This is a genomic window from Sphingobium sp. TomMM35A (genome assembly GCF_054771735.1).
On sequence record NZ_BSRC01000001.1, the window covers coordinates 428229 to 453998 of the forward strand.

Consider the following 25770-nt stretch of genomic DNA (forward strand, 5'->3'; position numbering starts at 1 on the left):
CGGCCGATCTGCGCAAAATGCAACGATGTGGTTTACTTATTAGGCAGGGGACGTATAACGGTCGACGATTGATAGGAGATCATGTGCGCCACTCTATTCGCTTCATGACGCTAATGCTTTGCAGCGTCGCTGCCGCTGCGTCGGCTCATGCAGGTGAGCTGCCGCGTCTGCGCACGGAAGATGGGCGGCATGCGTTGCTGGTGGATGGCAAGCCCTATCTGATGCTGGGCGCCCAGGTGCATAATTCCAGCAATTATCCCTCGGTACTGCCTCAGGTGTGGCCGGTGATGCAGGCGCTGAGCGCCAATACGATCGAAATTCCGGTCGCCTGGGAACAGTTTGAGCCTACCGAGGGCAGGTTCGACTATAGCTGGGTCGATACGCTGCTCGCCCAGGCGCGCAAAAATGACATGCGCGTTGTGCTGCTATGGTTCGGAAGCTGGAAAAACGGCGATTCAACCTACACGCCGGAATGGGTGAAAAGCGACACGAAGCGCTTCCCCCGTGTGCAGAAGCGGGACGGCCGCCCCACGACCACGCTTTCCCCGCTTGGTGAGGCGACACTTGCTGCCGACCGCAAGGCCTTTGTCGCGCTGATGCGGCATTTGCGCGAGGTCGATCGCGAGCACACCGTCATCATGGTCCAGGTTGAAAATGAGATCGGGAGCCACGGCGTTGCTCGCGATTATTCGCCTGCAGCCGAGCGGCTTTTCGCGCAGCAGGTGCCCGAAGACATCCGCCGCGCATCAGGAAAGCAGTCGGGGACATGGGCGGAGGTGTTCGGCAAGGAGGCGGACCAGGCATTCGCCGCCTGGACCTATGCGCGGTTCGTGCAGGAAGTTGCTGTGGCTGGCAAGGCTGAGAAGAACTTGCCCCTCTACACCAACGCCGCGGTCATTGACGCGACGGGCACTGCCATGGCCGCCCAGGTTGCGAGCGGCGGCCCCAATTGGAATGTGCTGCCAATCTGGAAGACGGCTGCGCCTGCGCTGGATCTCATCGGACCTGACCTCTATCTGCCGCTTGAAAAGACCTATCTGGGCCTGCTGGATCGCTATGCGCGGCCAGACAATGCGCTGTTTGTCCCCGAGACGAGCAACGCAATCTGGGCCGTTCGTTTCTTCTGGGCCGCGCTGGGGCGGGGGGCTATCGGCTGGGCGCCATTTGGAATGGATGCGACGAGCTACTCCAATTACCCGCTCGGCACGCGCAAGTTGGACGCTGCCACGATTGAGGCGTTCGCCGCCCCTTACCGCCTGTTCCGGCCTATCGCGCGCGACTGGGCTGCGATCGCCAGCAAGCACCCGACCTGGGGCACCGCCAAGAACAGCGCGGGTGAGGACTCGACCTCCATGGGCAGCTGGAAGATTTCCGTCACCTATGGGCGCAACAATTTCGACATTCCCTGGCCGGGCATGGAGCCGCCGCCTTGGGCGAAGGAGCCTGTCGGTGGCGGTGTGGTCGCTCAGCTCGGCCCCAATGAATTCCTGGTTGCCGGGCAATATAGCCGCTTTCAGTTCACGCCCGTCGATCCGGCCGTGAACGGGCAGATCATGAGCGCGGAGGAGGGAACCTTCATCGATGGCCGCTGGCAAGCAAGCCGCCGCTGGAATGGTGATCAGATCTCCTATGGCTTCAACTTCAACGAACAGCCTGCGCTGCTTCGCGTAAAGCTTTCAACCTACTAGATTTCTGGATCAGCCTTAGCGGTGCGCAAAGCGCGCAAAATACAAACTGTTTCTAATCACGACCAAGTCGTAGAAAATTTGAGGGGGTCTGCAGGAACATGGCAAATGACGTGGTCAGAATGATTTTAGGTCCTTGTTCCAGCGCTCGACCGGGGCTGTCTCGGGTCGGCTGCCTGATGGCCACTGGCGCGATGTTGTTTTCCATGCACCCGCTGCAAGCGGCTGGCGCTGACCGATTTGCGACTTATGCGAACCCGGTCGATCTACCTTACCGCTACCAGGCGCCTTCGCCCTTTCGCCCGCTTCAGCCACGGCCCAAGGAGTCCTTCCGGGAAGCTGCAGATCCCACGATTGTCTTGTTCAAGGGCCGCTACTGGCTTTTCGCTTCGCACTCGAGCGGCTACTGGCATTCGACGGACCTTCTGCGATGGGAGTTCGTCCAGCCGACCGGTTACGCCGTTGACAAATTTGCTCCGACCGTCGTGGTCATCAACGACAAGCTGTATCTCGCCACCAGCGAGGATACCCGGCATATCTGGATGACCGACGATCCAATGAGCGGAAAATGGCGCGTGGCCGCAGACATCAGCCCGGGCTATCAGGACCCCGCCCTATTTCTGGACGATGATGGACGGCTCTATCTTTACCACGGCCTCGCATCCAAGGGACCGCTCCATGCTGAGGAGCTTGATCCCAAGACGTTTCAGCCGATCGCGAAGGTGGACATCCCCCAGTCGCGCAAACCGGACGAACGGGGTTGGGAAGTTCCCGGTGACAGGAACGAGAAGTTTAAAGGCATGACCTTCGTCGAGGGCGCCTGGATGACGAAGCGCAAGGGGCGCTACTATCTTGAATATTCAGCCCCTGGCACGGAGTTCAAGACTTATGCCAACGGGATGCTGGTGTCGGAAAAGCCGTTAGGGCCGTTCGTCTATCAGGATTATAGTCCGTTCGCGTTCAAGCCGACCGGCTTCATTACAGGCGCAGGCCATGGATCGACCTTCGAGGGGAAGGATGGTCAGTGGTGGCATGCGGGAACGATGACGATTTCCCAACGACATATTTTCGAGCGGCGTTTGGGGCTGTTTCCGACGAGCTTCTCGCGATCGGGTGAAGTTATCGCAGACACCTATCTGGCCGATTACCCGCGCTACATCGGGGGGAGCCGCAAACTTACGGGATGGATGCTGCTCTCGCGGCTGAAAAGCGTAAGCGCCTCTTCGACGCTGGACGGATATTCTGCAAAAGACGCGGTCGATGAGGATGTGCGGAGTTGGTGGTCAGCCAAGACCGGCGGGGCAGGCGAATGGTTTCAGGTAGATCTCGGCGCGCCCAAGCGGATCGAGGCGGTGCAGATCAACTTCGCCGATCAGGACGCCAAAGCGCTGGGGGTCAGTGCGGACGTCTATAATTACATCCTCGAACTCTCACTGGATGGCCGGACATGGAAAGCCGCGGTCGATCGCTCGCAAAACGGCGTCGATGCTCCCCATGACTATGAGGTCCTCCCCAAGCCAGAGCGCGCTCGCTTTGTCCGTTTGCGCAACATCCATTCGCCTGATGGGGGGAAATTTTCGCTCTCGGATCTGCGGGTCTTCGGCAATGGTGGAGGCGTGAAGCCCGCCAAGGTGCGCCGCGCGTCTCTTCGCCGGGACGGCGATGACGGGCGCAGCGCAGTGATCAACTGGGCACCGGCAAAGGGGGCCGAATTCTACGTCGTGCGGCTTGGGGTTCGCCCCGACCTGCTGAACCAGAATTACCAGGTTTATGATGGAAAGACGTCGATCACCGTAGCGAGCCTCAACATTGGGAAAGGCTACTGCGTCGCGATCGATGCGGTGAACGAAAATGGCATCACCCGCGGGGGAAAGCCTGCCTGTTCACGATGAGCGGGCGTTCACACGCTCAAAATTCCCAATGTTATAGAAAAGCAGGATAAAAGACCGATGGATGAGATGCCTGTCTGGACACGCCGCCAGTTCACAGCCCTGAGTGGAGCGGTTGGCGCCGCCGCGTTGACTTCGCCGGCGTGGGCGGAGGAAGCGAGCCAGGTCGTCGAAATAGATCTTCGGCGCGAAACAGGCAAGCTGGACCATATCTGGTCACGGGTCATGGGATCGGATCGTGCGGCGATCACGATGAGAGAGCCCTGGCGCAAGGATCTCGAACGCTTCAAGAACGAAGCCGGTCTTAAACGCGTGCGATTTCACGGAATTTTCAATGATGAAATGGGCGTGGGCGCGAACGGCAATTTCCAGAACGTCAACGCCGTCTATGATGGCCTGCTGGACCGTGGCGTGCAGCCCTTCGTCGAACTGAGTTTCATGCCGCAGGCGTTGGCGAGCGGAACGAAGAAGTTCGGCTTCTACAGGGCTGATGTCAGCCCTCCGCGCTCGATGGAGAAATGGTCCGAACTGGTCGAGAAGTTTGTGCGGCATCTGGTACAGCGTTATGGCGCGTCGGAAGTGCGGCAATGGTATTTTGAAGCCTGGAATGAACCGAACCTGACGTCCTGGTTTTGGGGTGGAACGCAGGAGCAATATTTCGAGCTTTACAAGGCGAGCGCTCGCTCGGTTAAGGCTGTTGACCCGTCGATCAGGATCGGCGGCCCGGCGACCTCTGCTATCCAATGGATCCCTCAGTTTCTGGAATATTGCGAAAAGACTGGCACGCCGGTCGATTTCGTATCCACCCACATTTACCCTGGCGATGACCAGGCGATGATCTTTGGCAAGGTTGATCGATACCGGGAATATGACGTCGTGCCGGCGGGCGTGGCGCTCGCCCGCAAGCAGATCGATGCGACGCGGTTCAAGGGAGCCGAATTGTGGTTGAACGAATGGTCATCCGACAGCCCGGCCATGATCGCGCACGCCATTACGCAAAGCCTTCCTCACTGTCATGCCATGGGTCAATGGCAGATCAGCGGCGAATATGAGGAAAATATGGTCGCAAACTGGGTCTTCAAGGAAGGACAGAATGGTTGGGGAATGCTGGCCCGGGGCAGCGTCGCGAAACCTGAGTTCAACACCTATAAGTTGCTCAATCGCCTGAGTGACCGCAGACTTGCGGTAAAAGGACCCGCCCTGGCCTCGACAATGGACGGGGGAAAATTTGCCGCTCTGGTCTGGAATCTCGCCGATGTGCAGCAGGCGCCAGGCATCCCCGGCGCGAGCAGGGAGCGCAAGGTTACAGGTACGCGCAAAGCGATGCTCGTGAGGGTGCGCGGCGCGCAGGCGGGGCAGCGGGTACAGGTGAGTTATGTCGATCAGGAGCGCGGTTCCCCTTATCCTGCATGGCGCGCCATGGGGTCTCCGCAATATCCCACGCGAGAGCAGATGGACGCCATCCGCAAATCGGCGGAGTTGGCTGCGCCTGAATTGAAAACGCTCAATGGACGTGGCGAAATCATCCTGGATCTTCCGCCAGAAGGCGTAGCGCTGGTCGAGGCTGTCTGATCCTGAGAAGGATGGTCTTCAGGCTGTAACATTGACCGACCCGAGTGCGGACGGCCGACGATGTTTGCCGTGATGTCGAGTGTGTTGCGCCTGAATGGCCCCAAGTTAATAATCGAGAGAGAGATCAGATCATGTTCGCCAACAGGGTAACGGCAAAGCTTCTGGCAGCCACCGCGATGGCATTTTCCGTGCTGAACGTGCAGGCATCGGCTGAGTCCTTGTCGGAGGCGTTCAAGTCACCACCGATGGAGGCCAAGCCCCGCCTTCGTTGGTGGTGGCCGGGCGACGCTGTAACCGATGTGGAGTTGCGGCGCGAAGTCCAGCTGATGGCGCAGATGGGCTTCGGCGGTGCCGAGGTGCAATCATTTTCGCCGAATTTCGTGAAGTTGACCCCTGAAGAAAGGGCGGTGGTCAACGACTATGCCGAACCCAGCTTCTTCGCGCATCTGCGCGCGGCGGCGGATGCCGCGAAGAGCGCTGGTCTCAGTCTCGACTATACCTTGGGCTCGGCCTGGCCGTCGGGCGGTGGCGAGGCGATACCGCCGGAAAAGGCGTTCACCGAATTGGCCATGGCGCGCACGATGGTCAGGGGCGGCACGTCCGGCCCAATCAAGGTCGAACAGCCCAAGCGGACCAAGAGGCTTGGCGCTCTCAACTTCTTCGATCCGCGTACAAAAGATCCTAAATATGCGGACTGGGGTAAGCGGTTGGACGCGCGGGCGCGCACCGTGGCCGTGGTTGCGATGAAAGGCAGCGCGCCTGACCTGAAGAAACGCGGCGGCATGAACGGGATGACCATTTCGCCGTGGAGCGATGTGCTGACCTCCGGCACACTAGATCCGGCCAGCCGCATTGTCCTGACCGACAAGCTGCGGGAGGATGGCACGCTCGACTGGTCGCCTCCGCCTGGTGACTGGCAGGTCTTCGTCTTCCGGCAATTTGCTTCTGACGTCGGGGTCTTGGGCTCGGCCGGACGGGGGCCTCAGCTTATCCTGGACCACACCGACCCCACGGCCTTTGCAGCCCATGCCGCACGCGTCGGCGATCCCTTGGGCAAGAACCCGCCGGGCATGCGCTCGACGTTCGTCGACTCTCTTGAACTGATGCAGGATATTCAGTGGGGCCCAAAACTGCTGGAGGAATTCAAGAAACGGCGCGGATATGATCTGACGCCTTATCTCCCCTTCGTGGTGCAGCCGGGCTGGATGCAGGCATGGGACGAACATTATTCATTGCCCTATTTCGACGCCGCAAACAGCGACATCGCCGAGCGGGTGAGGGCGGATTATCGCCATACGGTGTCGGACATGATCATCGCGGGCTTCATCGAGCCCTTCGTGGCGTGGAACCATGCCCATGGCCTGAAGGCCAAGTTCCAGGCGCATGGCGGCGCGTTCGATACCATTCGCGGCTATGGACTTGCCGACATTCCAGAAACCGAGGATCTGGTTCACAGCGGTGATCCGCTGTTCATGCGCCTCGCCCGCTCCGCCGCCAACCTTTATGGACGCCGCATCGTTTCGGCGGAAAGCCTGGTGTGGCCCGACCGGGCATATAGCGTTACGCCCACGGAAATGCGGCGGCGCACCGACCTCATCATCGCCGGCGGCGTCAACAGCATGATCCTGCACGGCATGAACTACCGTTTTCACGCCGAAGACTGGCCGGGCTGGCACGCCTTCCAACCGAGTCCTTTCTCCCTGGGGTTCAGCGGTCCGCTGAACGAAACCAACCCGGTCTGGCCTGCCATGAGGCCGCTTGCTGCCTATATGGGCCGGTTGCAGGCCGTCATGCAGGCGGGCGAGCCGGTAGTTCCGGTTGCTTGGTTCTATGGCCGCTACGGCTATTATATCGGTATCGAGGATGATGGCGCGGGCAAGCAGGCGGGCGAAAAGGCTTTCCTTGCCGCCGGATATGATTTCGACCGGATCAATCCTGACTCGATAGCGCAGGGGCGGGTCGAGGGTCGACGGCTCATATCCAAGGGAGGGCACGCTTATGGCGTGCTCGTGCTGCCGCCGATCGACGGCATTCGCGCTGATACGATGGAAGCGATAGCTGGCTTTGCCAAGGCGGGACTGCCTGTCTTCTTCACCGATCACGCACCCCGCCGCGATGAAGGACTGGCCGAGGCGAAGAAGCGCGACGCTCGCGTGAAGAAGGCGGTAGCTGGAGCGATGAAGGCGGGAGCCAAGATCGTGCCTGCAGCGGAGCTGCCTGCCGCGATCCGCGCCGCAGGTGTCGCGGGAAATCTTCGCTTTGATGGCGACGCTTCGGACCTGGTGTTCGTTCAGCGGTTGGTCGACGGGCAGACCGTCACCTTCGTTCACAATCGCAGTGACAGCGCACGAAATGTCACGCTGTCGTTGCCCGGCGTCGGCGGTGTTACGCGCTGGAATGCGATGGATGGCAGCGTCAGGCCCGTCTCCGCAAGCGCGACGGCGGACATGACGCGGCTGCCTCTGTCGCTTGCTTCCGGGGAAAGCGCACTCCTTGTCCTCGATCCCAAGGCCAGGCCCCAGACCTTGGCGGCCCCGGCTTTAATCGGATCAGCGACCTTGCCCGCCGAAGGCTGGGCGCTGTCCGTGTCCGGTCATGTAGCGCGCAAGCCCTACGCCCATGATTTCGGCGAGGTCGCGCTGCAGGACTGGAGCAAGGTGCCGCAGCTGGCGGGCTTCTCCGGCGAAGCGAACTACAGTCGTTCGATCACGATCGATCCATCCTGGTTCAAGCAAGGCACCCGCGTCAGTCTAGACCTGGGACAAGTGTATGACATGGCGACGGTGACGATCAACGGCCGCACTTTGCCGCCGGTTATCGCCGCGCCGTTCCGCCTTGATGTAACGGATGCGCTGCGGCCGGGCGCGAATATGCTCAAGGTGACTGTGGCGAATGTTCCGCAGAACGGCATGATCGACCCCAGTAACCCGGCCTTCAAGAAGCTGAAGCCCGTCGCGGCGGGGTGGGTTGGCGCAGGACGGCTGGAAGCCAGTCGTTGATCAGAAGCGCGAGCGGGGAAGTCCCGCCCCCCTTTGCTCGCTCTGGTCGCGTCCGCAGGTCATTACCAGCGGTCGCGAGCGAGGAGCATCAGGTCGACGACTTCCCTTCCATGCGCTTCGATATCCTGGGCCGTGAGTTCGCGGACCAGATCATATTGCAGGAACCAGCCATGCACGGCGGTGAGGATATGTTCCGCCACCGCTTCAGGCCGGGCAACCGGAATGCCGTCTCTTTGCGCGGCGGCGCGGATGTCGTTCGCCAGTAGCCGAACCGCGTTCAGATAGCCCAGATCATGCATCAGGGGCGCAAGGTCGGGAAAGCGGTGGCGGTTCAGAAGGATCAGCGCGTGAAGGCCGCGGAAGAGCGGATCCACCAGAAGCGACGCCATGTCCGCAACCCGCAGGTGCAATATCTGGCCTATGTCGGTGATGCGGTCGGTGGCTTCGACCCGAGAGACGGCGTACCAACGCGCCAAAGTTTCCCTAACGACCGATCGAAACAGGTCGGATTTGGTGGCGTAGCGGCTGTAAAGGGTCGTGCGAGTTATTCCGGTTGCCGCCGCGATCTTTTCCATCGACACGCCGTCAAAACCGTCCGCAAGGAACATGCTGCGCGCGGTCGCAAGGATTGCTTGCTCGATCAGGGCCACTTCCGTGGAAGTGGGGCGGCCCCTTCTTAAAGCGAGTTTCGCAGGAATGGGAATTCGGCGTGCCATCAGCACCTTCTGATGCGGTGCCGTCGCGATGGCAACGCCGTTCCACAGCGGCCAGCTGATTGTCAGTGATCCTGCCTTACGAAAAACGCTTTATGCCCTTCAACATGAGGTCGCGGGCGCCGCGCTGGCGGATTCAGGGGTGCGCGCAGCCGCTGCCGCGCGCAGAAAGATAAGGTTCTTCATGAAATTCATCAGTTCACAGGGTTCGGTGCGCCGGTGGTCGATGTTTGGGCGGACGGCCCCGGCCAAACCTGCGCGAAGAAGGGATTTGACGCGGCGACCTGCGGATAGCTTTCGATATCGGTCTGGCAGGTGGGGCACCAATGGCCGCCCGCCAGATAAAGGTTGGGCGACATAGAGAAACGATGACCGAGGCTGCATTCCCATTCCACGGGTGTGAAGGGGTCATCGACCGCGTCCGCATGGCATTTTCCGCCACGGAAACCGGCGGCGGCGCGCAGGTCATCTGCAGTCCACTCACCCTTCGGCTTGGCGTCATCATAGCCATGGGCGAGTGCGACCGGTTCGCGCGAAGGCTGCGCCAGGGGGAAGTCGTCCCAGCTGCTAGGGATGCGATCCCACTCCTCCCGTGATCCAAAATAGGCGTCGATATGCTCCACATCATTGGTCCGCAGCCAGGTAAGGGGGCCACCGGGACCTTCCGCGACCTTAAGGATCTGTTTGCGGGCGAGACCTGGGAAGAAGCGCATGATAGTGCGCAAAGCCCAGGGTATGCGGCGCGACAACTCGGCGAAAAAATCGTCGATTGAAAAGCGACGGTAGGGGACGAGTTCCTGCAAACGGTCGGAATCGAGATACCATTGCCCGTGGAAGTTGCGCGTCGCGAGCCATTTGGGGTCGAGGATGCGGCGGAAGTCGCTGACGCCCATCGCAGCCATCATCCTGACCATCAGTTGATGATTGACGAGCCGCCCGGTTTCACCACCGCCTATATTGTAGAAATGGCGCCAGAAATGATCTGGAATGCGGTCGCCGCACAGCTTGGCCATCAGATTTGCGGAATCCTCGACGGTCGACCATTCCATTACGCCGTTTGGAGGATTGTGGAACATGATCGGCCCTTGCGTCTTCCACATGTCGTAATGGGCCATGCCGGTCTGGCGGATGGAAACCCAGTGCCTGAGGCCTGATTCCGCGACGATTGCCTCCGCCCGCGCCTTGGTCCCGGCATAATGTCCATTATAGCCGATGCAGATGGGGTCGCCCGTCCGGCCCCAATGGTTGGGAGGATTGCGGCTGCCGGTCTCCGCCACCGTGCCGATATAGACAAGGCGGATCTGATCGGCGTGGGGCTGGCGTCGGATGGCATCCACGACATTCTGCGTGCCGCCGACATTTACCTTCTCAACGAGAGCAGGGGGAAGTTCATCGGCAAGCGGCGAGACCAGCGCGCCCATGTGCAGGACGACGTCTACGCCCGCGACGGCACGATCCACCGATACGGGGTCGGTGAGGTCGCCCCATGCGTAATCGATATTGTGCTGCTTTTGCAGGCGGCGAATGACGGGATGAGATTTTTCTTCCGGGCGTACGAGGACCCGGACCGTCATGCCGGGCGTCTGCAATAGTTCGTCAACAACGGCTCTGCCCATATTGCCTGTCGCGCCCGTCACCAGGACAAGCTTTCCGGTTCCTGCCACCTTCGTTCCTTTTGCCGTTCTTCTGGATAGGTGCGGCTTAGGTCATTTAACTGCGCACGCCAATTGAAATGTACATTGATGTCCATTTATAGCGTGCCGCAGACTCAGGAGACAATTTATGACCAGCCCGCACAGCGAACCTCGTCCTGGCGACCCTCATTGGTATAGCGAGGTGCAAGCGCCGCTCATGATCGAGGATGCTGACGCATTCGCTTGGGATGGCGCAGAAGATGTGGTCATCGTTGGCTATGGCGGCGCTGGCGTTGCAGCAGCGCTCCAGGCGCGGGAGGAGGGGCTGTCCGTGATCGCCATCGACCGTGCCGACGGGGGAGGGGCGACGCGCATCAACGGAGGCATCTTTTACGGAGGCGGCGGCACCCCTGCGCAGCTCGAAGCTGGCGTCGAGGACAGCGTAGAGGACATGTTCAACTATCTTCGCCTGGAAACCCAAGGGGTTGTCAGCGACGACACGCTGCGGCGTTTCTGCCAGGAAAGCGCGGAAACGGCAGGCTGGCTCGCCGGGCACGGCGTCCGCTTTGAAGGGCGGGTCTACGAAAAGAAGACCAGCTATCCCCACACCGACTATTCCCTCTATCATTCCGACAATAGCCTTGCGCCCAACTACAAGGCCGTGGCGAAACCTGCCGCGAGAGGCCATCGCGCGCTGGTCGATAAACTGGATGCGCCTATGGGCTACGGTAAGGGCCTTTATGACCCGTTGAGGGAATCGGCGCAGCGCGCCGACGTCAAATCCCTGTCTTCGACAAGGGTCAAACAGCTCGTCATGGATGGCGATGGACGCGTGGTGGGCGTGGTCGCGGTTCAGGTGGAGCGCGATACGGCAGAAGGAAAGCGTTATGACGCACTGATGCGTCGCGCAACCGCGATGGTGCTTCGCCTGCCGCCGTCCATGCCTGGGGCTGCGATCATCGCTCGCCTGGCTTCACGCCTGTTCAGCAAGGCGCAGGAAGTGGAGCGGCAGGCGGGCGCGACGCGCATGATCCGCGCACGGCGGGGCGTATGCCTCGCGGCGGGCGGCTTTATTTTCAACCGGCAGATGGTCGCGCATTATGCGCCCAAATATTTGAAAGGCATGCCGCTTGGTACGCCAGGGGATGATGGCAGCGGTATTCGCTTGGGTCAAAGCGCGGGGGGCGTTGTCTCGCGCCTGAACCATGTCAGTGCTTGGCGTTTCATCAATCCGCCCATGGCCTGGGCGCAAGGCATGATCGTCAACCGACAAGGCCGACGATATGTCAATGAGATGCTCTATGGCGCATCGATCGGCATGCCGATGGTCGAGGATCATCAGGGCGTGTGCTGGATCATCCTTGACGATGAAGGCTATCGGCGGGCGAAGCTCCAGTCGAAAAGCAAGGCAATCTTACCCTTTCAACGTTACCCTGCGCTGGCCGCCATGCTTTTGGGATCGAAGAAGGCGGGCTCGGTCAAAAGCCTCGCCGAAAAGTGCGGGATCGCACCGGACGGACTTGAGGCGGCGGTGGCGGATTATAATCAGCTTGCCGAAAATGGCGCCCGCGATCCATTCGGCAAGGCATCGGAGGACATCGCCCCAATCCTGAAAGCGCCTTTTCACGCCATCAACATGTCTATCGACGCGAAATTGGGATTCCTGCCTGTCCTGACGCTCGGAGGCCTGCAAGTGCAGGAGGAAAGCGGTGCGGTCCTGGACCAAGAGGGTAAGCCCATTCGCGGACTTTACGCAGCCGGCCGGAATGCAGTCGGCATATGCTCCAACATCTATGTGAGCGGCTTGTCCGTTGCCGATTGTATCTTCTCTGGACGGCGCGCTGCGCGGTCCCTGGCAACGCCCAACTGAGCAGCCCGTCGGTCATACAGATCAAAGACAGGACGAGACTCTCTCGCTGCGTCGGTGCTGCACCCTGGGTCGAGCTGCACGGCGGCCCAGGGCGTATTGCCAACGGTCGTCGCGCCAGGCCCACGACCGAAGTGTAAATCTACAGTCTAGCATATTTGTCAGCAGATCGTGTGATGAGTTGTGGTGGTGGCGCCCGTCATCAACAGGGGCGCCACCCGCAGGCCTTGGAAAAACCGCTAACCCTGCATAGCTTCGAGTTCCAGTCCCTTCGTTTCCCGAACCGTCATCAGAACGAACAGCAGCGACAGCAGGGCAAAGGCAGTGTAGGCGCCATAGGTGACGGGCAAGCCGATATTCTTCGCCAGCCAGGGGAAGCTCGAACTTACGAGGAAGTTTGCGAGCCACTGTGCCGCGCCTGCCACCGCAAGCGCAGAACCTCGCATCTGGTTCGGGAACATTTCCCCGAGCATGACCCACATTACGGGGCCCCAGCTGAGGTTGAAGAATATGACATAGATGTTGGCGGCGAGGAGGGCGACAAGGCCGAGCCCCTCAGGCAGCCGGAGCACCCCGTCGATAATCGTCGCATTACTGAAGCACCATGCCAATGTTCCAAGCGTCACCGTCATGCCCGCAGAGCCGATCAGAAGCAGCGGGCGACGCCCGATCCGGTCGATGAGCAGGATCGAGATCAGGCAGGCCAAGATCGATACGGCGCCCGAAAGGATGTTGATCTTCAGCGCGTCGCTCTCTGTAAAGCCCACCGCCTGCCACAACACCGCGCCATAGTAGAAGACGACGTTGATGCCGACGAGCTGCTGAAACACGGCAAGGCCAATGCCAACCCAGACAATCTTCCGCCAGCCGCCGCCGGGCTTACGAATATCTGCAAGACTCGGTTGGTGGTCATGGGAAAGCGACGCGCCGATCTCATCCATCTTGGCAGCCGCCGCTTGGGGGCCGATAAGGCGATCAAGCACCAGCCTTGCTTGTTGCAGCCGTCCCTTGGCAATCAGGAACCGCGGACTTTCCGGAATGCCGAACAAGGCGACCAGGAACAAAAGGGCGGGGAGCGCCTGAACCCAGAACATCCATCGCCATGCTGGCTGTCCGGCCCATGCGGTGCCAAGTGACGACCCAGCTATGTCTGCGAGATAGTAGTTGGCGAGAAATGCGCCCGTCAGCCCCGATATGATCATCACTTGCTGGATGCTCGACAGCCTTCCACGAATATGTGCGGGAGTCACCTCACTGATATAGGCGGGTGAAAGGACACTCGCCGCGCCGACCGCCATTCCGGCGAAAAACCGGGCAATTCCCAGGACCGTTGCGCTGAATGCGCCCCCGGACGCAGCCGCGCTGATGATGAAAAGGATCGCTGCCACAATCATGACGGAGCGGCGCCCCCAAATATCGGCGAAACGGCCGGCGAGGAAAGCGCCCAAAGCGCACCCTGGAAGCAGGGCGCTGACGGTCAGCCCGAGTTGGGCCTCGTTGAGGCCAAATGTGTGCCGAAGCCCTTCCTGCGTGCCGTTGATGGCCCCCGAATCATATCCAAACATGAATCCGCCGATCGTCGCTACGGCGACTATTCGGCTGATCAGCGCCAGATTGACGCGCCCATGCGCAGCCCCATGCATAGCTGAACCCCTCCTGATTGTGAGCGCTAACATGGCGAACTTGGCGGTGCCGTCAAGTCTCTCCCTATAGCGCTGCGTCAGATCCTCGTATGACAAGCTCGAAATCCAGTCTGACATGCTCTGGCTGAGCGCTTGCGAGAGGTCGTTTGGACCGGACAGCGCGAGCAAGCAGGTCGATGGCGAGGCTCGCCATCGCCGAAATCGGTTGCCGCACCGTGGTTAACTCGGGCCAAATGGTCGTGGCGATTGCTGTATCGTCAAATCCGCAAACCGTAAGGTCACGCGGTACGTCCAATCCGCGTTGATGCGCGGCGCTGATGATACCAGCCGCCATATCGTCATTCGCAGCGAAAATCGCGCTGGGCGGTGATGGCTGGTCGAGCAGGGATGACGCGGCTATCAGACCGCCGCGATAGGTAAAATTGCCCTGTGCGATCAGTTCCTCTTCCGGCGCGATACCCGCCAGAAGCAAAGCGCGTTCATAGCCTTTCCGTCGGAGGTGGCTGGCGGTCTGGTTGGGGTCGCCTGCAGCAAATCCTATCCGGCGGTGACCGCGGGCAAGAATATGCTGTGTCATAGCGAAAGCAGCTTCCTCATCATCTATCAGGACGGCGTGAGAGGAAGGCGCCGGCTGTCCTGAGGCCACTTGAGCCACGGCGAGGCCGCTTTTCTGGAGGGCGCCCAGCAATTCGCCGTCATTGCAAAGTGGTGGCGGCAACAGGACCGCGTCGATGCGCTGAGCAGCCAGCCGGGCAGCAAGGCTCGCGGGCAGTTCCTCTGGATCATGCTCATCGACGATCAGTTCGGCTTCATTCTCCCGTGCTGAATGGAGGCTACCGAGGAGAAATTCGCTTAAATAGGCCGCGCTGGGATTGCGGTAGAGTAGGACGATGCGGCATTGCTTCCCACCAGCAAGGGAGCGGGCTGCTGCGTTTGGCACATAGCCGATGGCTGATATCGTTTCTTCGACCTTCTTGCGGGTCGTCTCCCTCACGCGCTGATCGCGGTTGATGACCCGGGAAACCGTCATCGGGGACACTCCAGCAATCCGCGCCACATCGGCAACGGTCGGCCCTTCGGTTCTCCTGCGCAAATTTTTTCTGGCGGCCATGGTCTGCTCCCCTTGGTCTTATCGACTATTCGGCCAGAGACGGTTGAGCAAGCCTCTTGCGCAATACCTCATGGTAGCGCTACCTAAAGGCGGGAGGATGGAGCTGGATGTATCTCGGCATAGATATCGGAACGTCAGGGGTTAAGGCGGTCATCGTTGCGGAGAGCGGAGCGGTCATGGCTGCCGGAACCGCCCCGTTAGGCGTTTGCCGCCCGTTCCCGGGTTGGTCAGAGCAGGATCCCGATCATTGGTGGCAGGCGACCGAGGCCGCGGTTCTTGCGCTTCCTGAAGATCTCCGGGCGCGGGTGCTAGGGGTGGGCCTTGCTGGGCAGATGCACGGCGCCACCCTGCTAGGCGCAGATCATCGTCCGCTGAGGCCAGCCATCCTTTGGAATGATGGTCGTAGTTCAGACGCATGCCGCCAACTTGAGCAACGGGTTCCTGAATCGCGTTCCATCACAGGCAATCTTGCCATGCCTGGGTTCACCGCACCCAAATTACTGTGGGTGACGGAGCATGAACCTGAGATCTTCGAACGCGTCGAGAAGATTTTGCTGCCCAAGGATTATGTGCGCCTTTGCATGACCGGCGACATGGCGTCTGATCTGTCCGATAGCGCCGGAACATTGTGGCTGGATGTGGCGGTGCGGGACTGGAGCGAGGTCATGCTTGGAGCCACCGGTCTTTCGAGAACTCACATGCCTCCGCTGTTCGAGGGCAATGCCGTTACGGGCGTGTTGCGGCACGAGGTCGCGGCGCAGTGGGGCATGGCGAGGGTGCCGGTGGCTGCTGGCGGCGGTGATAATGCTGCGGGCGCTGTCGGCATTGGTGTCGTCAATGAAGGCGATGCGCTGCTGTCGCTCGGCACCTCTGGCGTTATCTTCGTGGCCACTGGGGCTTTTCGCCCCAACCCTGAACGTGCGGTACACGCCTTTTGCCACTGCCTTCCCGATATGTGGCACCAGATGAGCGTGCATCTGTCTGCGGCCTCCTGCATCGAATGGGGGGTCAAGGCAACCGGAGCCGATGACCCGGCCGGATTCTTTGACCTTGCCGAAGCGGGAGGCGCGGGAGGGGGGCCTGAGATATTCCTTCCCTATCTTTCGGGCGAGCGCACGCCACATAATGATCCACATGTTCGTGCCGCTGTGCTGGGTATCGACAATGAAACGGACCGAGGGCGTATCGCAGCGGCTGTCCTGGAAGGCGTCGCATTCGCTCATGCAGATGGCATCGCCGTGCTGCGCGACGCCGGTACGGAAATCCAACAGCTTTCGGTGATCGGCGGGGGCGCGCGATCCCGATATTGGGGCACGATCATCGCCGCTGCACTGAATGTGCGCCTTGCTTACCTGGAGGGCGGGGAGGTGGGCCCCGCACTCGGCGCTGCGAAGCTCGCCCTCATGGCTGTGACTGGAGCCAGCGCGGCTGAAGCCTGTGTCCGTCCCCCCATTTCTCACATCATAGAGCCCGACGCCGCGCTAGCCGATCGCCTTGCGCCGCGGCTCGCCCGTTTTCGGGCCGCCTATTCCGCCGTTCAATCAATTCAAGGAGAAATCCGTGACCGCCAGCTATTTCGCTGAATTCCCGACCATCGCCTACGAGGGGCCGGAGAGTAATAACGACCTCGCCTATCGCTGGTACGACAAGGACAAGGTCATCCTGGGCAAGCGCATGGAAGAGCATCTGCGCTTTGCGGTCTGCTTCTGGCATAGCTTCTGCTGGCCAGGCAGCGATGTGTTCGGCGCCGGCACCTTCCGTCGCCCCTGGCATGCAGGCGCAAACGATACGGCGGCGGCTCGTGCCAAGCGGGAGGCTGCGCTGTCCTTCGTCGAGAAGCTGGACGTGCCCTTCTACTGCTTCCACGACGTCGATGTCATGGCCGATGCCGACACCATAGGTGGGTTCCGCAAGAGCTTTGCCGAGGCGGTTGATCATCTGGAGGAGTTGCAGGACAGACATGGCCGCAAGCTGCTGTGGGGGACGGCCAACCTGTTCAGCCACCCGCGCTACATGGCGGGTGCTGCAACCAATCCCGATCCGGAAGTCTATGCGTGGGCTGCGAGTCAGGTTCGTGATGCCCTTGACGCGACGCACCGGTTGGGCGGGGCAAATTATGTGCTGTGGGGCGGCCGCGAAGGCTATGACACGATCCTCAATACTGAAATTGGAATCGAGCAGGAGAATTTCGGCCGCTTCCTCAACCTCGTCGTCGATCACAAGCATCGTGTCGGGTTTACCGGAACGATCCTGATCGAGCCGAAGCCGCATGAACCGACCAAGCACCAATATGACTTTGATACCCAGACTGTTTACGGCTTCCTGAAGCGCTTCGGCCTGGAAAACGAGGTGCGCGTAAACATCGAGGCGAACCACGCCACTCTGTCGGGCCACACGTTCGAGCATGAGATCGCCATGGCGAGGGCGCTGGGCATATTTGGATCGATCGATGCTAATCGCGGCGATCATCAGAATGGTTGGGATACCGACCAGTTCCCCAACTCGGTCGAGGAGTTGACGCTGGCCATGTTGGAAATCATCCGTGCAGGCGGCTTCAGTGACGGGGGCTTTAATTTCGACGCGAAGGTCCGGCGACAGAGCGTAGATGCGATTGATCTGTTCCATGGTCATATCGGCGGGATCGACACGGTTGCGCATGCGCTCGTAAAGGCAGCCGCAATCATCGAGGATGGACGCGTCGACGCATTCCGTGCTGAGCGCTATGCGGCATGGCAGGGCGAACTCGGTCAGCATATCCGGTCGAGCGAGGGAACGCTGGGTTCGATCGCCGATCTCGCGGTTGGGCGCGATCTTGCGCCGCAGCCGCGTTCCGGTCGCCAGGAGTGGCTGGAGAACATGGTGAATCGCTTCTGATGGAACTGACTGCAGGCGAATATCGGCTGCTGCTGGCGCCGGAACGAGGTGGTTCGATCCTGGCGTTTGATTGGCAGGGCGAAGCGTTGTTTCGCCCTGTCTGCGGCCCGTCCATATTGGATGTTGCTTGCTTTCCGCTCGTGCCATTTTCCAACCGGATAGCCTTTGGCCGCTTTCAAGCGCATGGGATGGACGTACAACTCGCTCCGAACTTCCCCGGTTCTGATGATCCTCATACGCTGCATGGTTATGGTTGGCTATCACCTTGGACTGTCCAGTCTTACGGCCACTGCGTGGCAACTATCGGTCATCACCATCGAGCCGACGGTTGGCCTTGGAGCTATTATGCCGAGCAGCGGTTCGAACTTGCTGAGGATGGATTGACCATCGCTTTGTCGGTGACCAATCTAAGTGATAGTTTGATGCCGGCAGGCTTGGGAATTCATCCCTATCTTCCACGCGTGCCTGACGCTGTCTACCGTGGGTACCATCGCGGGGAATGGCAGAATAACGAGGACTGTCTTCCGCAAAGACTCGATGAAAGAGATTGTGCAATCGACTGGTGGCAGGGCGGTGCTGTTGCGCAACGCGAGGTTGATACTGTTTACACCAATCGTCATGGACCGATCTCGATCCTTTGGCCTTCTCGTGATTTGTCACTTCAAATCAACCCCAACGAGGCGCTGCCCCATACGGTGGTTTATACTCCAAAAGACCAGAATTTTTTCTGTATCGAGCCGGTCAGTCACTCAACAAATGCCTTGAATTCTATGTCGTCCAGCATGCGATGGCTGGATCTCTACGAGATATTTGAAGTGAGCACTTCATTCAGCGCTGCCAGGCTTAAGAAGCTTTAACCGGTTATCTACGTCATCGGCCGCGGCTGGCGTGAACGGATGTCTGACCGCACGCGTTTTGATCGATCCCGCGCGCGCTTCAGATGCAAATCAGGAAAATGTTTCCATAGCAGTTTACTTTTCGATTTGCTTGGGTAGACTTTACCGGTCGCGCACGGAAAGGGGGAATCATGCAGGAACCGACCACGACGCTTTTACGCACAAGATAGCGCTACCAAACGCGTGCTTTACAGGCCGAGGCTTCGTCTGCGGGTCTGATCTGCGTCTCTGTTCAGGGCAACTGTGCGGTTTCAAAGGTCGTGCGCGACAACCGGAGATAGGCAAACGATCAACACTTGTTGAGTTGGCGATCGTTTCCGGAGGCTCTGATTTATTATTGAAAACCAGTGTTATAATTTCAGATGGGAGTGGATAATGCAAAAGCATTCACGCAATTTAAACTTGTTACTCCTTGTGACTAGTTCTGCTTTTGGTCTGTCGGTGCCAGTTGCAGCCCAGACTGCGACCGGAAATGTTTCATCGGGCACCAATCAGTCGAGCACTGAAATTATCGTCACGGCTACTCGTCGGGCGCAAGCGCTGCAGGATGTTCCAATGAGCATCAACGTCGCCACTGGCGAACAGATTGAGCGGTTGAAGATCTTCGACGTCAAAGACGTGCAGCAGCTTGCTCCGGGGCTTGAATTGCGGAACGACAATGGCCGCGCCAATTCAGCAACGCTTCGAGGTGTGACGTTCGATCCCGACCAGGGCACCGGTCCCGCGGTTGACCTCTATTTCAATGAAGTGCCTATCGACGCGCAAACAGCGTTCACCGCAATCTACGATATTGACCAGATCGAAGTGCTGCGCGGCCCTCAGGGCGCGCTGCGTGGCCGTACAGCGCCGTCGGGCGCGATCACCCTGCGCACCCGCCGTCCCAACCTGAATACGATTGAAGGATATATTCAGGGCACGGCGACGGAAGACGCTGGCTACAACGTCCAGGGCGGCGTGTCACTGCCGCTCGTGACCGACAAGGTTGCGATCCGTGCTGCCGTCCTTGTGGATGGCAATCGCCTGAACCAGGTCCGCAACATCACCCGCGGCGACCGTTCACGCAGCCGTACCGAAAGCGCTCGCCTGTCGGTGGCTTTGCAGCCGACCGAGGGCTTCGACATCAACGTGATGTATCAGTACCTTAACGCTGATAACCGCCTTTACACGCAGGTCTTTGGTCCCGGCAACGCAGCCATCGGCAATCCGCCGATCGGGCTGGATGATCGGTTCAGCCTGTCCGAAGGCCGCAGGCGCTACCTCAACAACACGCACCTCGTTACGCTGGACGCCAAATATGACCTGGGTCCGGTTACGCTCGCATTTGTTGGCGGCCATCAGGAAACCAAGCTGACGCAATATAGCGAGAATGATCCTGGCAACGCCATTGCCAACTATGCGCCGACCCAGCTCACGCGGACGCCCTATAATGTTGATACGGCTGAACTCCGCCTGATGTCCAACAATGAAGGCTTCTTCAATTGGACTGCCAGCGTCTTCCACACGCATCAGACCGGCGATGTGACCGTCGAAAATCCGCTCGATTATATCGTCGGCTTCCCTGGTGTCCCTGCTCCGGTCGCAATCGTTCCGGTGACGGGCTTCATCAATGTTCCGGTCAAATCCAAGACCTGGGCGTTCGCTGGCAGCGTGCGGTTGAAGCCGACCGATGAACTGACGTTCGAAGCGGCAGGCCGTTACACGATGTCCAACGGTCAGCAGTTCGCGACGATCACAATTCCGGGTGCGGGCACCTTCCCCATCGTGGATTATAAGTCCAAGGAACGTCCCTTCACCGGCATGGCATCTTTGACCTATGAGGTCAGCCGCGATCTTACCGTCTATGCATCCTATGGCCGGGCGTTCCGCGGATCGACTGCTGGCGTCGGCATCCCGCAGAATGTCAGTGAGGATTTGGCGATCAGCAAGCCGGAACATTCGGACAATTTCGAAGTGGGCTTCAAGTCCGCTTTCCTCGACCGGCGTCTGTCGCTTGACGTGTCGGCCTTCTATCAGAAGTTCGACAACTTCATTTCGCGCTTCACCGGCATTGCGACTGATCAGGGAACCAACATCGATGTGACCGGTGACGGCGAGCCTGATGGTGTGTATGTTGGCCCGCCTGATGGCGACGTCGATACGACCGCCGACTACAACTATAATGGTAAAGCGACGGTGAAGGGCATCGAAGCAACTTTGGCAGGCCGCCCGACCGACAATTGGGACTTCTCGGTCAGCATGTCCTACATCAAGGGTCGTTATAAGAATGCCCTGCTGCCTTGCACGACGATCGATCCTGCCACTGGCCAGCCAGTCGTCATCCCGAACCCGGCCTTTGGCGGTGTCAACAATGTCAGCTTCTGCAGTCGCAATTCGCGGCTGGCCGATATTCCTGACTTCAGCTTGACGGCAAATACCGAAGTGCGCTTCGGCTCCGGTCCGATGCAACCCTTCGTCCGGGCGCTGTTCACCTACCGCCCGAGCGTCTATTCCGACCGCCAGCAGTTCCGCTATCCTTCGCGTGAACTGATCAATCTCTTCGTCGGTCTGCGTGGCGAAGAAAGTAGGTGGGAAGTCTCGGCGTTCGTCCGCAACCTCTTGAACCAGAACCGGATCACGAACATCAGCATCAACAACAGCACGTTCGAAGCGAGCAATGATCCGAGCGTCATCTACGACTCGGGCTACCGCACCGTGAACGTAACCAACCCGCGGGAATTTGGTCTTTCCGGGACTTTTAAATTCTAAGCCTCTCCACCTCCCGCCAGCCTTTGGTTGGCGGGATATTTTTTCTGGTGGAGCATCCTTGCCGTACCATGCGAAATGCAACGTACGTGTTTACTTCTCATTCCGTCGGTTATAAGGTGCGGAGAGCGGTCCTCGACTACAGGGCACGGGATCGGCGGTACATTCCGACGGAGAATTATCTTGGCTGATAGGCTCGCAATTACGCGGCGTATGTTCATTGCCTCTACTGCTCTAGCGACGCCGGTAGCCGCGATGGCTAGCGGTGTGGACAGGGCAGTGTATCGCGATCCCAAGGCTCGGATCGAAGATCGCGTCCGCGATCTGCTGAGCCGGATGACCCTGGAGGAGAAGGCCGCACAGATGCGGTCGATGGCGTACACCAAGTCGTTGTTCCTCGACGGAGACAATTTCTCACCAGAAAAGGCGAAGCAGGTTTTCGTCAGCGGCATCGGGCAGATCGGCAACCCGAGCGATACAAACGGTACGGCCAGGTCGGCCAAGGACGCCTATCGCACCGTGGGGGAAACGATTGACTTGGTGAACGCCATCCAGCGGCACCTTGTCGAAAATACCCGCCTCGGCATCCCAGCCCTGTTCCATGAGGAAACCGCTCATGGCCTGAAGGCGCGAGACGCGACTATCTTTCCGATTCCCTTGGGCCTTGGCAGCACCTGGGATCCGGCGCTTGTCCAGCAGGCGTACGAACTGGCGGCGCGAGAGGCCCGCCTGCGGGGCGCTACCGTCGCGCTCAGTCCGGTTCTGGACCTTGCCCGCGATCCGCGCTTCGGCCGGGTCGAGGAATTCTTCAGCGAAGATCCTTATCTGGTCAGCCGGATGGGCATCGCCTCAGTGCGTGGGCAGCAGGGGCAGCGACCTTTGGCGGCGGACAAGGTGTTCGTGACGCTCAAACACTTCATTCACGGCGCACCCGAGAGCGGGCTCAATATCGGTCCAGCTGACATGAGCGAGCGGACGCTGCGCGAGAATTTCCTCGTACCCTTCGCGCAGGTAATCAAAAACGCCGACCCTGCCGTGATCATGCCTTCGTACAACGAGCTTGGGGGCGTTCCCTCCCACGCCAACTACGAGCTTCTGCAACGTACCGGACGCGAGCGGCTTGGCTTTCGCGGGGCGTATTTTAGCGATTATGGCGGGGTCACCAATTTGATCACGCATCATCAAATGGCGGCGAATGACGATGATGCCGCCGTGCTGGCGGTTCATGCAGGCATCGATGCCGAAATGCCGGACGGTCAAGCCTATGCACGGTTGCCCGAGCTGGTGCGCGCTGGCCGGATCCCCGAAGCCAGCATCGACGCCGCGGTATCCCGCATTTTGGCGCTCAAGTTCGAGGCTGGTCTGTTTGAGAATCCCTATCTGAACAAATCCCTCGCCCTGCGTCAGGTCAATGCGCCCGCCAGCAAGGCGATTGCACGCAAGGTCGCGCAGAAGTCTCTGGTGCTGCTGAAAAATGACGGTTTGCTGCCGATTGATCCGGCCAAGCCGCGCAAGATCGCAGTCATCGGACCGAACGCGGTTGAGCCATTGTTTGGCGGCTATTCATCCGTTAACGCGCAGGCGGTGGGGATATTGGCGGGCGTGAAAGCGGCTGCCGGGCGAGCGATCTCCATCGAGCATGCCGAAGGTGTCCAGATCGTCAAACCCGACCCCACGGGTCAGCATCTGCCCGCCCGCGCCGCGCGCTACGCCGATCCGGCGGAGAATGCGACGCGCATAGCCCAGGCTGTGGAGGTCGCGAAACGGTCAGATGTCATCCTGTTGGTCGTCGGCGACGTGCCGGAAATCACCCGCGAGGCGATCCATGCTGGAGCGCCGGGCGATCGTAACAGCCTGAACCTGTTCGGCGATCAGGACGCGCTGGTGGATGCGATGATCGCGACAGGCAAGCCGATTGTTGCTTTGCTGATCAACGGGCGTCCGCTCACGGTTAGTCGCCTGGCCGAAAAGGCCAATGCTCTGGTGGAGGGCTGGTATCTCGGCCAGGAGGGAGGGAACGCCTTTGCCGATATGCTTTTCGGCAAGGTCAATCCGGGTGGCAAACTGCCGATCACCTTTCCCCGGTCGGTTGGCGACCTGCCAGTGTTCTACAACAAGCATTCTTCAGCCAAGATTGGCCAGCGCTATGTAGAAGCCAAGCCGACGCCGCTTTTTCCTTTCGGTTATGGCCTGAGTTACACGACGTTCGAGATGACCGCGCCGCGCCTCGCGAAGGCCACCATTGCGGTCGGCGAAACAGCAATCGTGGAGGTGGACGTCACAAATACGGGACAAAGGCCAGGCGATGAAGTGGTCCAGCTCTATGTCCGCGATGATGTAAGTTCCGTGCCGCGACCGGTACTGGAGTTGCGCGGATTTGAACGGGTGACCTTGAAGCCAGGTGAAAAGCGCACTGTGCAGTTCCGCCTTGATACCGACAGCCTGGCATTCTGGAACATCGACATGAACTATGTCGTGGAACCGGGCACTTTCACGATTCACGCCGGTCCGAACTCGGTCGATCTGAAGTCGGTGAAGCTTACGGTTGCCTGACCAGCGACATTAGCAAAGGTGGCGCGCGCCGACCGCGCACAGGAGTGAAGATGATGTGGGATCGCCGCGAAATAATTGGTGCCGGAGCAGCAGTCTTGGCTTCTTCTGCTCTTACTAAGCCGTCTTTTGGCCAGACCGATACCGAGCATGTGGAGATCGATCTTCGCCACGAGACGGGCGCGCTGGATCATATCTGGTCGCGTTGCGCGGGATCGGATCGGGCCTCCGCCACGATGCGGGAAAGTTGGCGGCATGATCTGGAGCGGTTCAGGGTCGAAACGGGCCTGGAACGCGTGCGGTTTCACGGCATATTCAACGATGATCTTGGCGTCTGGCCCGGAGGGATGAACGGCAAGGATCCAAATTTCCAGAATGTCGATGAAGTCTATGACGGCGTTCTGGCGAGGGGAGTGCAGCCTTTCGTTGAGTTGAGCTTCATGCCCAAGAAGCTCGCCAGCGGGAACACAAAGCTGAATTTCACCTACAACGCCAATATCACTCCGCCAGCTTCGCCGCAGGCATGGGGCGATTTTATCGGCGTTTTCGTGCGCCACCTGATCGATCGCTATGGTCTGGGCACAGTACGCCAGTGGTATTTCGAGGTTTGGAACGAGCCCAACTTGAGCTGGTTCTTCAGCGGTACGCAAGCGGACTATTTCGCTATGTACAAGGCCGCGGCGCGCGCGATCAAGGCGGTAGACCCCAAGTTGCGCGTGGGCGGCCCCTCCACCGCGGCGGCACAATGGATGCCGGAGTTTCTCGGCTTTTGCGCTCAGGAAAATCTGCCCGTCGATTTTGTTTCGACGCATATCTATGCGGGCGATGACCAGAAGGAACTGTTTGGCGAGGCGAATAAAATTCCTCACAAGGATGTGATCCCCGCAGCCATGGCCAAGGTACGGAGCCAGATCGACGCGACGCTATACAAGGGCGCGGAACTGTGGCTATCGGAATGGTCGTCCGACAGTCCCGCGATGATCGCCCATGTCATCAGCAATTGCCTGCCTTACTGCCACGCCATGTCGCAATGGTGCATCAGCAATGTGTTCGAAGAGATCAACTTCCCCAATTTCATCCTGAAGGAAGGCGACGGCGGCTGGGGCATGATCGCCCAGCGCGGCATCCCGCGCCCGTCCTTCAACACCTACAAGCTGCTGCACCGGCTGGGTCAGCGCAGGCTGGCGACCACCGGACCGGCTCTTGCGAGCAAGACCAGGAACGGCGCAGCTGCACTGATATGGAATCTTGCCGAAGTGAAGCAGCCTTCCGGGATACCGGGCATGAGCAACGAGCGGATCGTCACGGGCGAACGCAAGAAGATTAAGGTCAAGCTGAAGGGCGCTTCTCCAGGAAAGAGCGTGCGGGTCAGCTATGTCGATCAGGAGCGGGGTTCGCCTCTCCCGAAGTGGCGAGAATTGGGGTCGCCGCAATATCCCAGAAAGGATCAAATCGATCAGATCCGCCGGGCTGCCGAACTCGCGCCGCCGGAAACGCGGCGCCTGGATAAAGAGGGCGTCTTGACGCTGGACCTGCCGCCTGAAGGCGTCGCATTGGTTGAAATGTTTGAATGAATAGAAGCCTAAATTCGCTTT

At 59.7% G+C, this 25770-nt stretch carries 15 protein-coding genes; 11 read left to right on the forward strand and 4 right to left on the reverse strand.

The features are described from left to right. Positions 1-104 precede the first annotated feature (104 nt). From ACYU8T_RS02245 to ACYU8T_RS02260, 4 genes are all read left to right on the forward strand, one after another. Complete coding sequence (locus ACYU8T_RS02245; RefSeq protein ID WP_461158381.1) at positions 105-1688, forward strand: DUF5597 domain-containing protein; 1584 nt, start codon at positions 105-107, stop codon at positions 1686-1688. A gap of 203 nt (positions 1689-1891) precedes the next feature. Further along, on the forward strand, positions 1892-3577 hold the full coding sequence (locus ACYU8T_RS02250; protein WP_461158382.1) for a family 43 glycosylhydrolase: 1686 nt from the start codon (positions 1892-1894) through the stop codon (positions 3575-3577). A 57-nt stretch (positions 3578-3634) separates the two neighbouring features. Beyond that, positions 3635-5146, forward strand: coding sequence for a GH39 family glycosyl hydrolase (locus tag ACYU8T_RS02255; RefSeq protein WP_461158383.1), 1512 nt, complete (start codon positions 3635-3637; stop codon positions 5144-5146). 131 nt (positions 5147-5277) lie between these two features. After that, positions 5278-8145 carry a glycosyl hydrolase gene (locus tag ACYU8T_RS02260; protein WP_461158384.1) on the forward strand — a complete coding sequence of 956 codons (2868 nt, stop codon included), beginning with the start codon at positions 5278-5280 and terminating at the stop codon, positions 8143-8145. Between the two features lie 62 nt (positions 8146-8207). On the opposite strand, the gene ACYU8T_RS02265 is transcribed toward ACYU8T_RS02260, so the two are convergent. Together ACYU8T_RS02265 and ACYU8T_RS02270 are read right to left on the reverse strand one after the other, a co-directional pair. Then, the gene (locus ACYU8T_RS02265; protein WP_196225612.1) at positions 8208-8795 is read right to left on the reverse strand and encodes a TetR/AcrR family transcriptional regulator; all 588 of its coding nucleotides are present in this window, start codon (positions 8793-8795) and stop codon (positions 8208-8210) included. A gap of 257 nt (positions 8796-9052) precedes the next feature. Beyond that, complete coding sequence (locus tag ACYU8T_RS02270; protein ID WP_461158385.1) at positions 9053-10522, reverse strand: NAD-dependent epimerase/dehydratase family protein; 1470 nt, start codon at positions 10520-10522, stop codon at positions 9053-9055. A gap of 118 nt (positions 10523-10640) precedes the next feature. Here ACYU8T_RS02270 and ACYU8T_RS02275 point away from each other — a divergent pair, with 118 nt between their 5' ends. Next, positions 10641-12362: an FAD-binding protein gene (locus ACYU8T_RS02275; RefSeq protein WP_461158386.1), complete on the forward strand. Its 1722-nt coding sequence runs from the start codon at positions 10641-10643 to the stop codon at positions 12360-12362. Between the two features lie 236 nt (positions 12363-12598). Here the strand turns inward: ACYU8T_RS02275 and ACYU8T_RS02280 are convergent, their stop codons facing one another. Continuing rightward, positions 12599-14002 carry a sugar porter family MFS transporter gene (locus tag ACYU8T_RS02280; RefSeq protein WP_461158387.1) on the reverse strand — a complete coding sequence of 468 codons (1404 nt, stop codon included), beginning with the start codon at positions 14000-14002 and terminating at the stop codon, positions 12599-12601. 64 nt (positions 14003-14066) lie between these two features. Further along, positions 14067-15113, reverse strand: a complete 1047-nt coding sequence (locus ACYU8T_RS02285) for a LacI family DNA-binding transcriptional regulator (protein WP_461158388.1) — start codon at positions 15111-15113, stop codon at positions 14067-14069. Positions 15114-15220: 107 nt separating this feature from the next. On the opposite strand from ACYU8T_RS02285, the gene xylB reads away from it, so the two are divergent. From xylB to ACYU8T_RS02315, 6 genes are all read left to right on the forward strand, one after another. Next, the gene (xylB, locus tag ACYU8T_RS02290; protein WP_461158389.1) at positions 15221-16696 is read left to right on the forward strand and encodes a xylulokinase; all 1476 of its coding nucleotides are present in this window, start codon (positions 15221-15223) and stop codon (positions 16694-16696) included. Continuing rightward, positions 16674-17987 carry a xylose isomerase gene (gene xylA, locus ACYU8T_RS02295; protein WP_247232671.1) on the forward strand — a complete coding sequence of 438 codons (1314 nt, stop codon included), beginning with the start codon at positions 16674-16676 and terminating at the stop codon, positions 17985-17987. Before xylB ends, xylA begins: the two co-directional genes overlap by 23 nt. After that, complete coding sequence (locus ACYU8T_RS02300) at positions 17987-18844, forward strand: aldose 1-epimerase (protein ID WP_247232669.1); 858 nt, start codon at positions 17987-17989, stop codon at positions 18842-18844. Before xylA ends, ACYU8T_RS02300 begins: the two co-directional genes overlap by 1 nt. Before the next feature lie 414 nt (positions 18845-19258). Next, on the forward strand, positions 19259-21628 hold the full coding sequence (locus ACYU8T_RS02305; protein ID WP_281494444.1) for a TonB-dependent receptor: 2370 nt from the start codon (positions 19259-19261) through the stop codon (positions 21626-21628). A gap of 180 nt (positions 21629-21808) precedes the next feature. Next, a complete protein-coding gene (locus ACYU8T_RS02310; protein WP_461158390.1) occupies positions 21809-24178 on the forward strand; it encodes a glycoside hydrolase family 3 N-terminal domain-containing protein in 2370 nt (789 codons plus the stop codon). 95 nt (positions 24179-24273) lie between these two features. Next, positions 24274-25749, forward strand: coding sequence for a GH39 family glycosyl hydrolase (locus tag ACYU8T_RS02315; protein ID WP_461158391.1), 1476 nt, complete (start codon positions 24274-24276; stop codon positions 25747-25749). Positions 25750-25770 lie beyond the last annotated feature (21 nt).

Excerpts from the sequence above, each read along its gene's own strand:
- ACYU8T_RS02245 (WP_461158381.1), top strand. The coding sequence starts at position 105 with ATGACGCTAATGCTTTGCAGCGTCGCTGCCGCTGCGTCGGCTCATGCA.
- ACYU8T_RS02250 (WP_461158382.1), top strand. The coding sequence starts at position 1,892 with ATGCACCCGCTGCAAGCGGCTGGCGCTGACCGATTTGCGACTTATGCG.
- ACYU8T_RS02255 (WP_461158383.1), top strand. The coding sequence starts at position 3,635 with ATGGATGAGATGCCTGTCTGGACACGCCGCCAGTTCACAGCCCTGAGT.
- ACYU8T_RS02260 (WP_461158384.1), top strand. The coding sequence starts at position 5,278 with ATGTTCGCCAACAGGGTAACGGCAAAGCTTCTGGCAGCCACCGCGATG.
- ACYU8T_RS02275 (WP_461158386.1), top strand. The coding sequence starts at position 10,641 with ATGACCAGCCCGCACAGCGAACCTCGTCCTGGCGACCCTCATTGGTAT.
- ACYU8T_RS02280 (WP_461158387.1), bottom strand. The coding sequence starts at position 14,002 with ATGCATGGGGCTGCGCATGGGCGCGTCAATCTGGCGCTGATCAGCCGA.
- ACYU8T_RS02285 (WP_461158388.1), bottom strand. The coding sequence starts at position 15,113 with ATGGCCGCCAGAAAAAATTTGCGCAGGAGAACCGAAGGGCCGACCGTT.
- xylB (WP_461158389.1), top strand. The coding sequence starts at position 15,221 with ATGTATCTCGGCATAGATATCGGAACGTCAGGGGTTAAGGCGGTCATC.
- ACYU8T_RS02300 (WP_247232669.1), top strand. The coding sequence starts at position 17,987 with ATGGAACTGACTGCAGGCGAATATCGGCTGCTGCTGGCGCCGGAACGA.
- ACYU8T_RS02305 (WP_281494444.1), top strand. The coding sequence starts at position 19,259 with ATGCAAAAGCATTCACGCAATTTAAACTTGTTACTCCTTGTGACTAGT.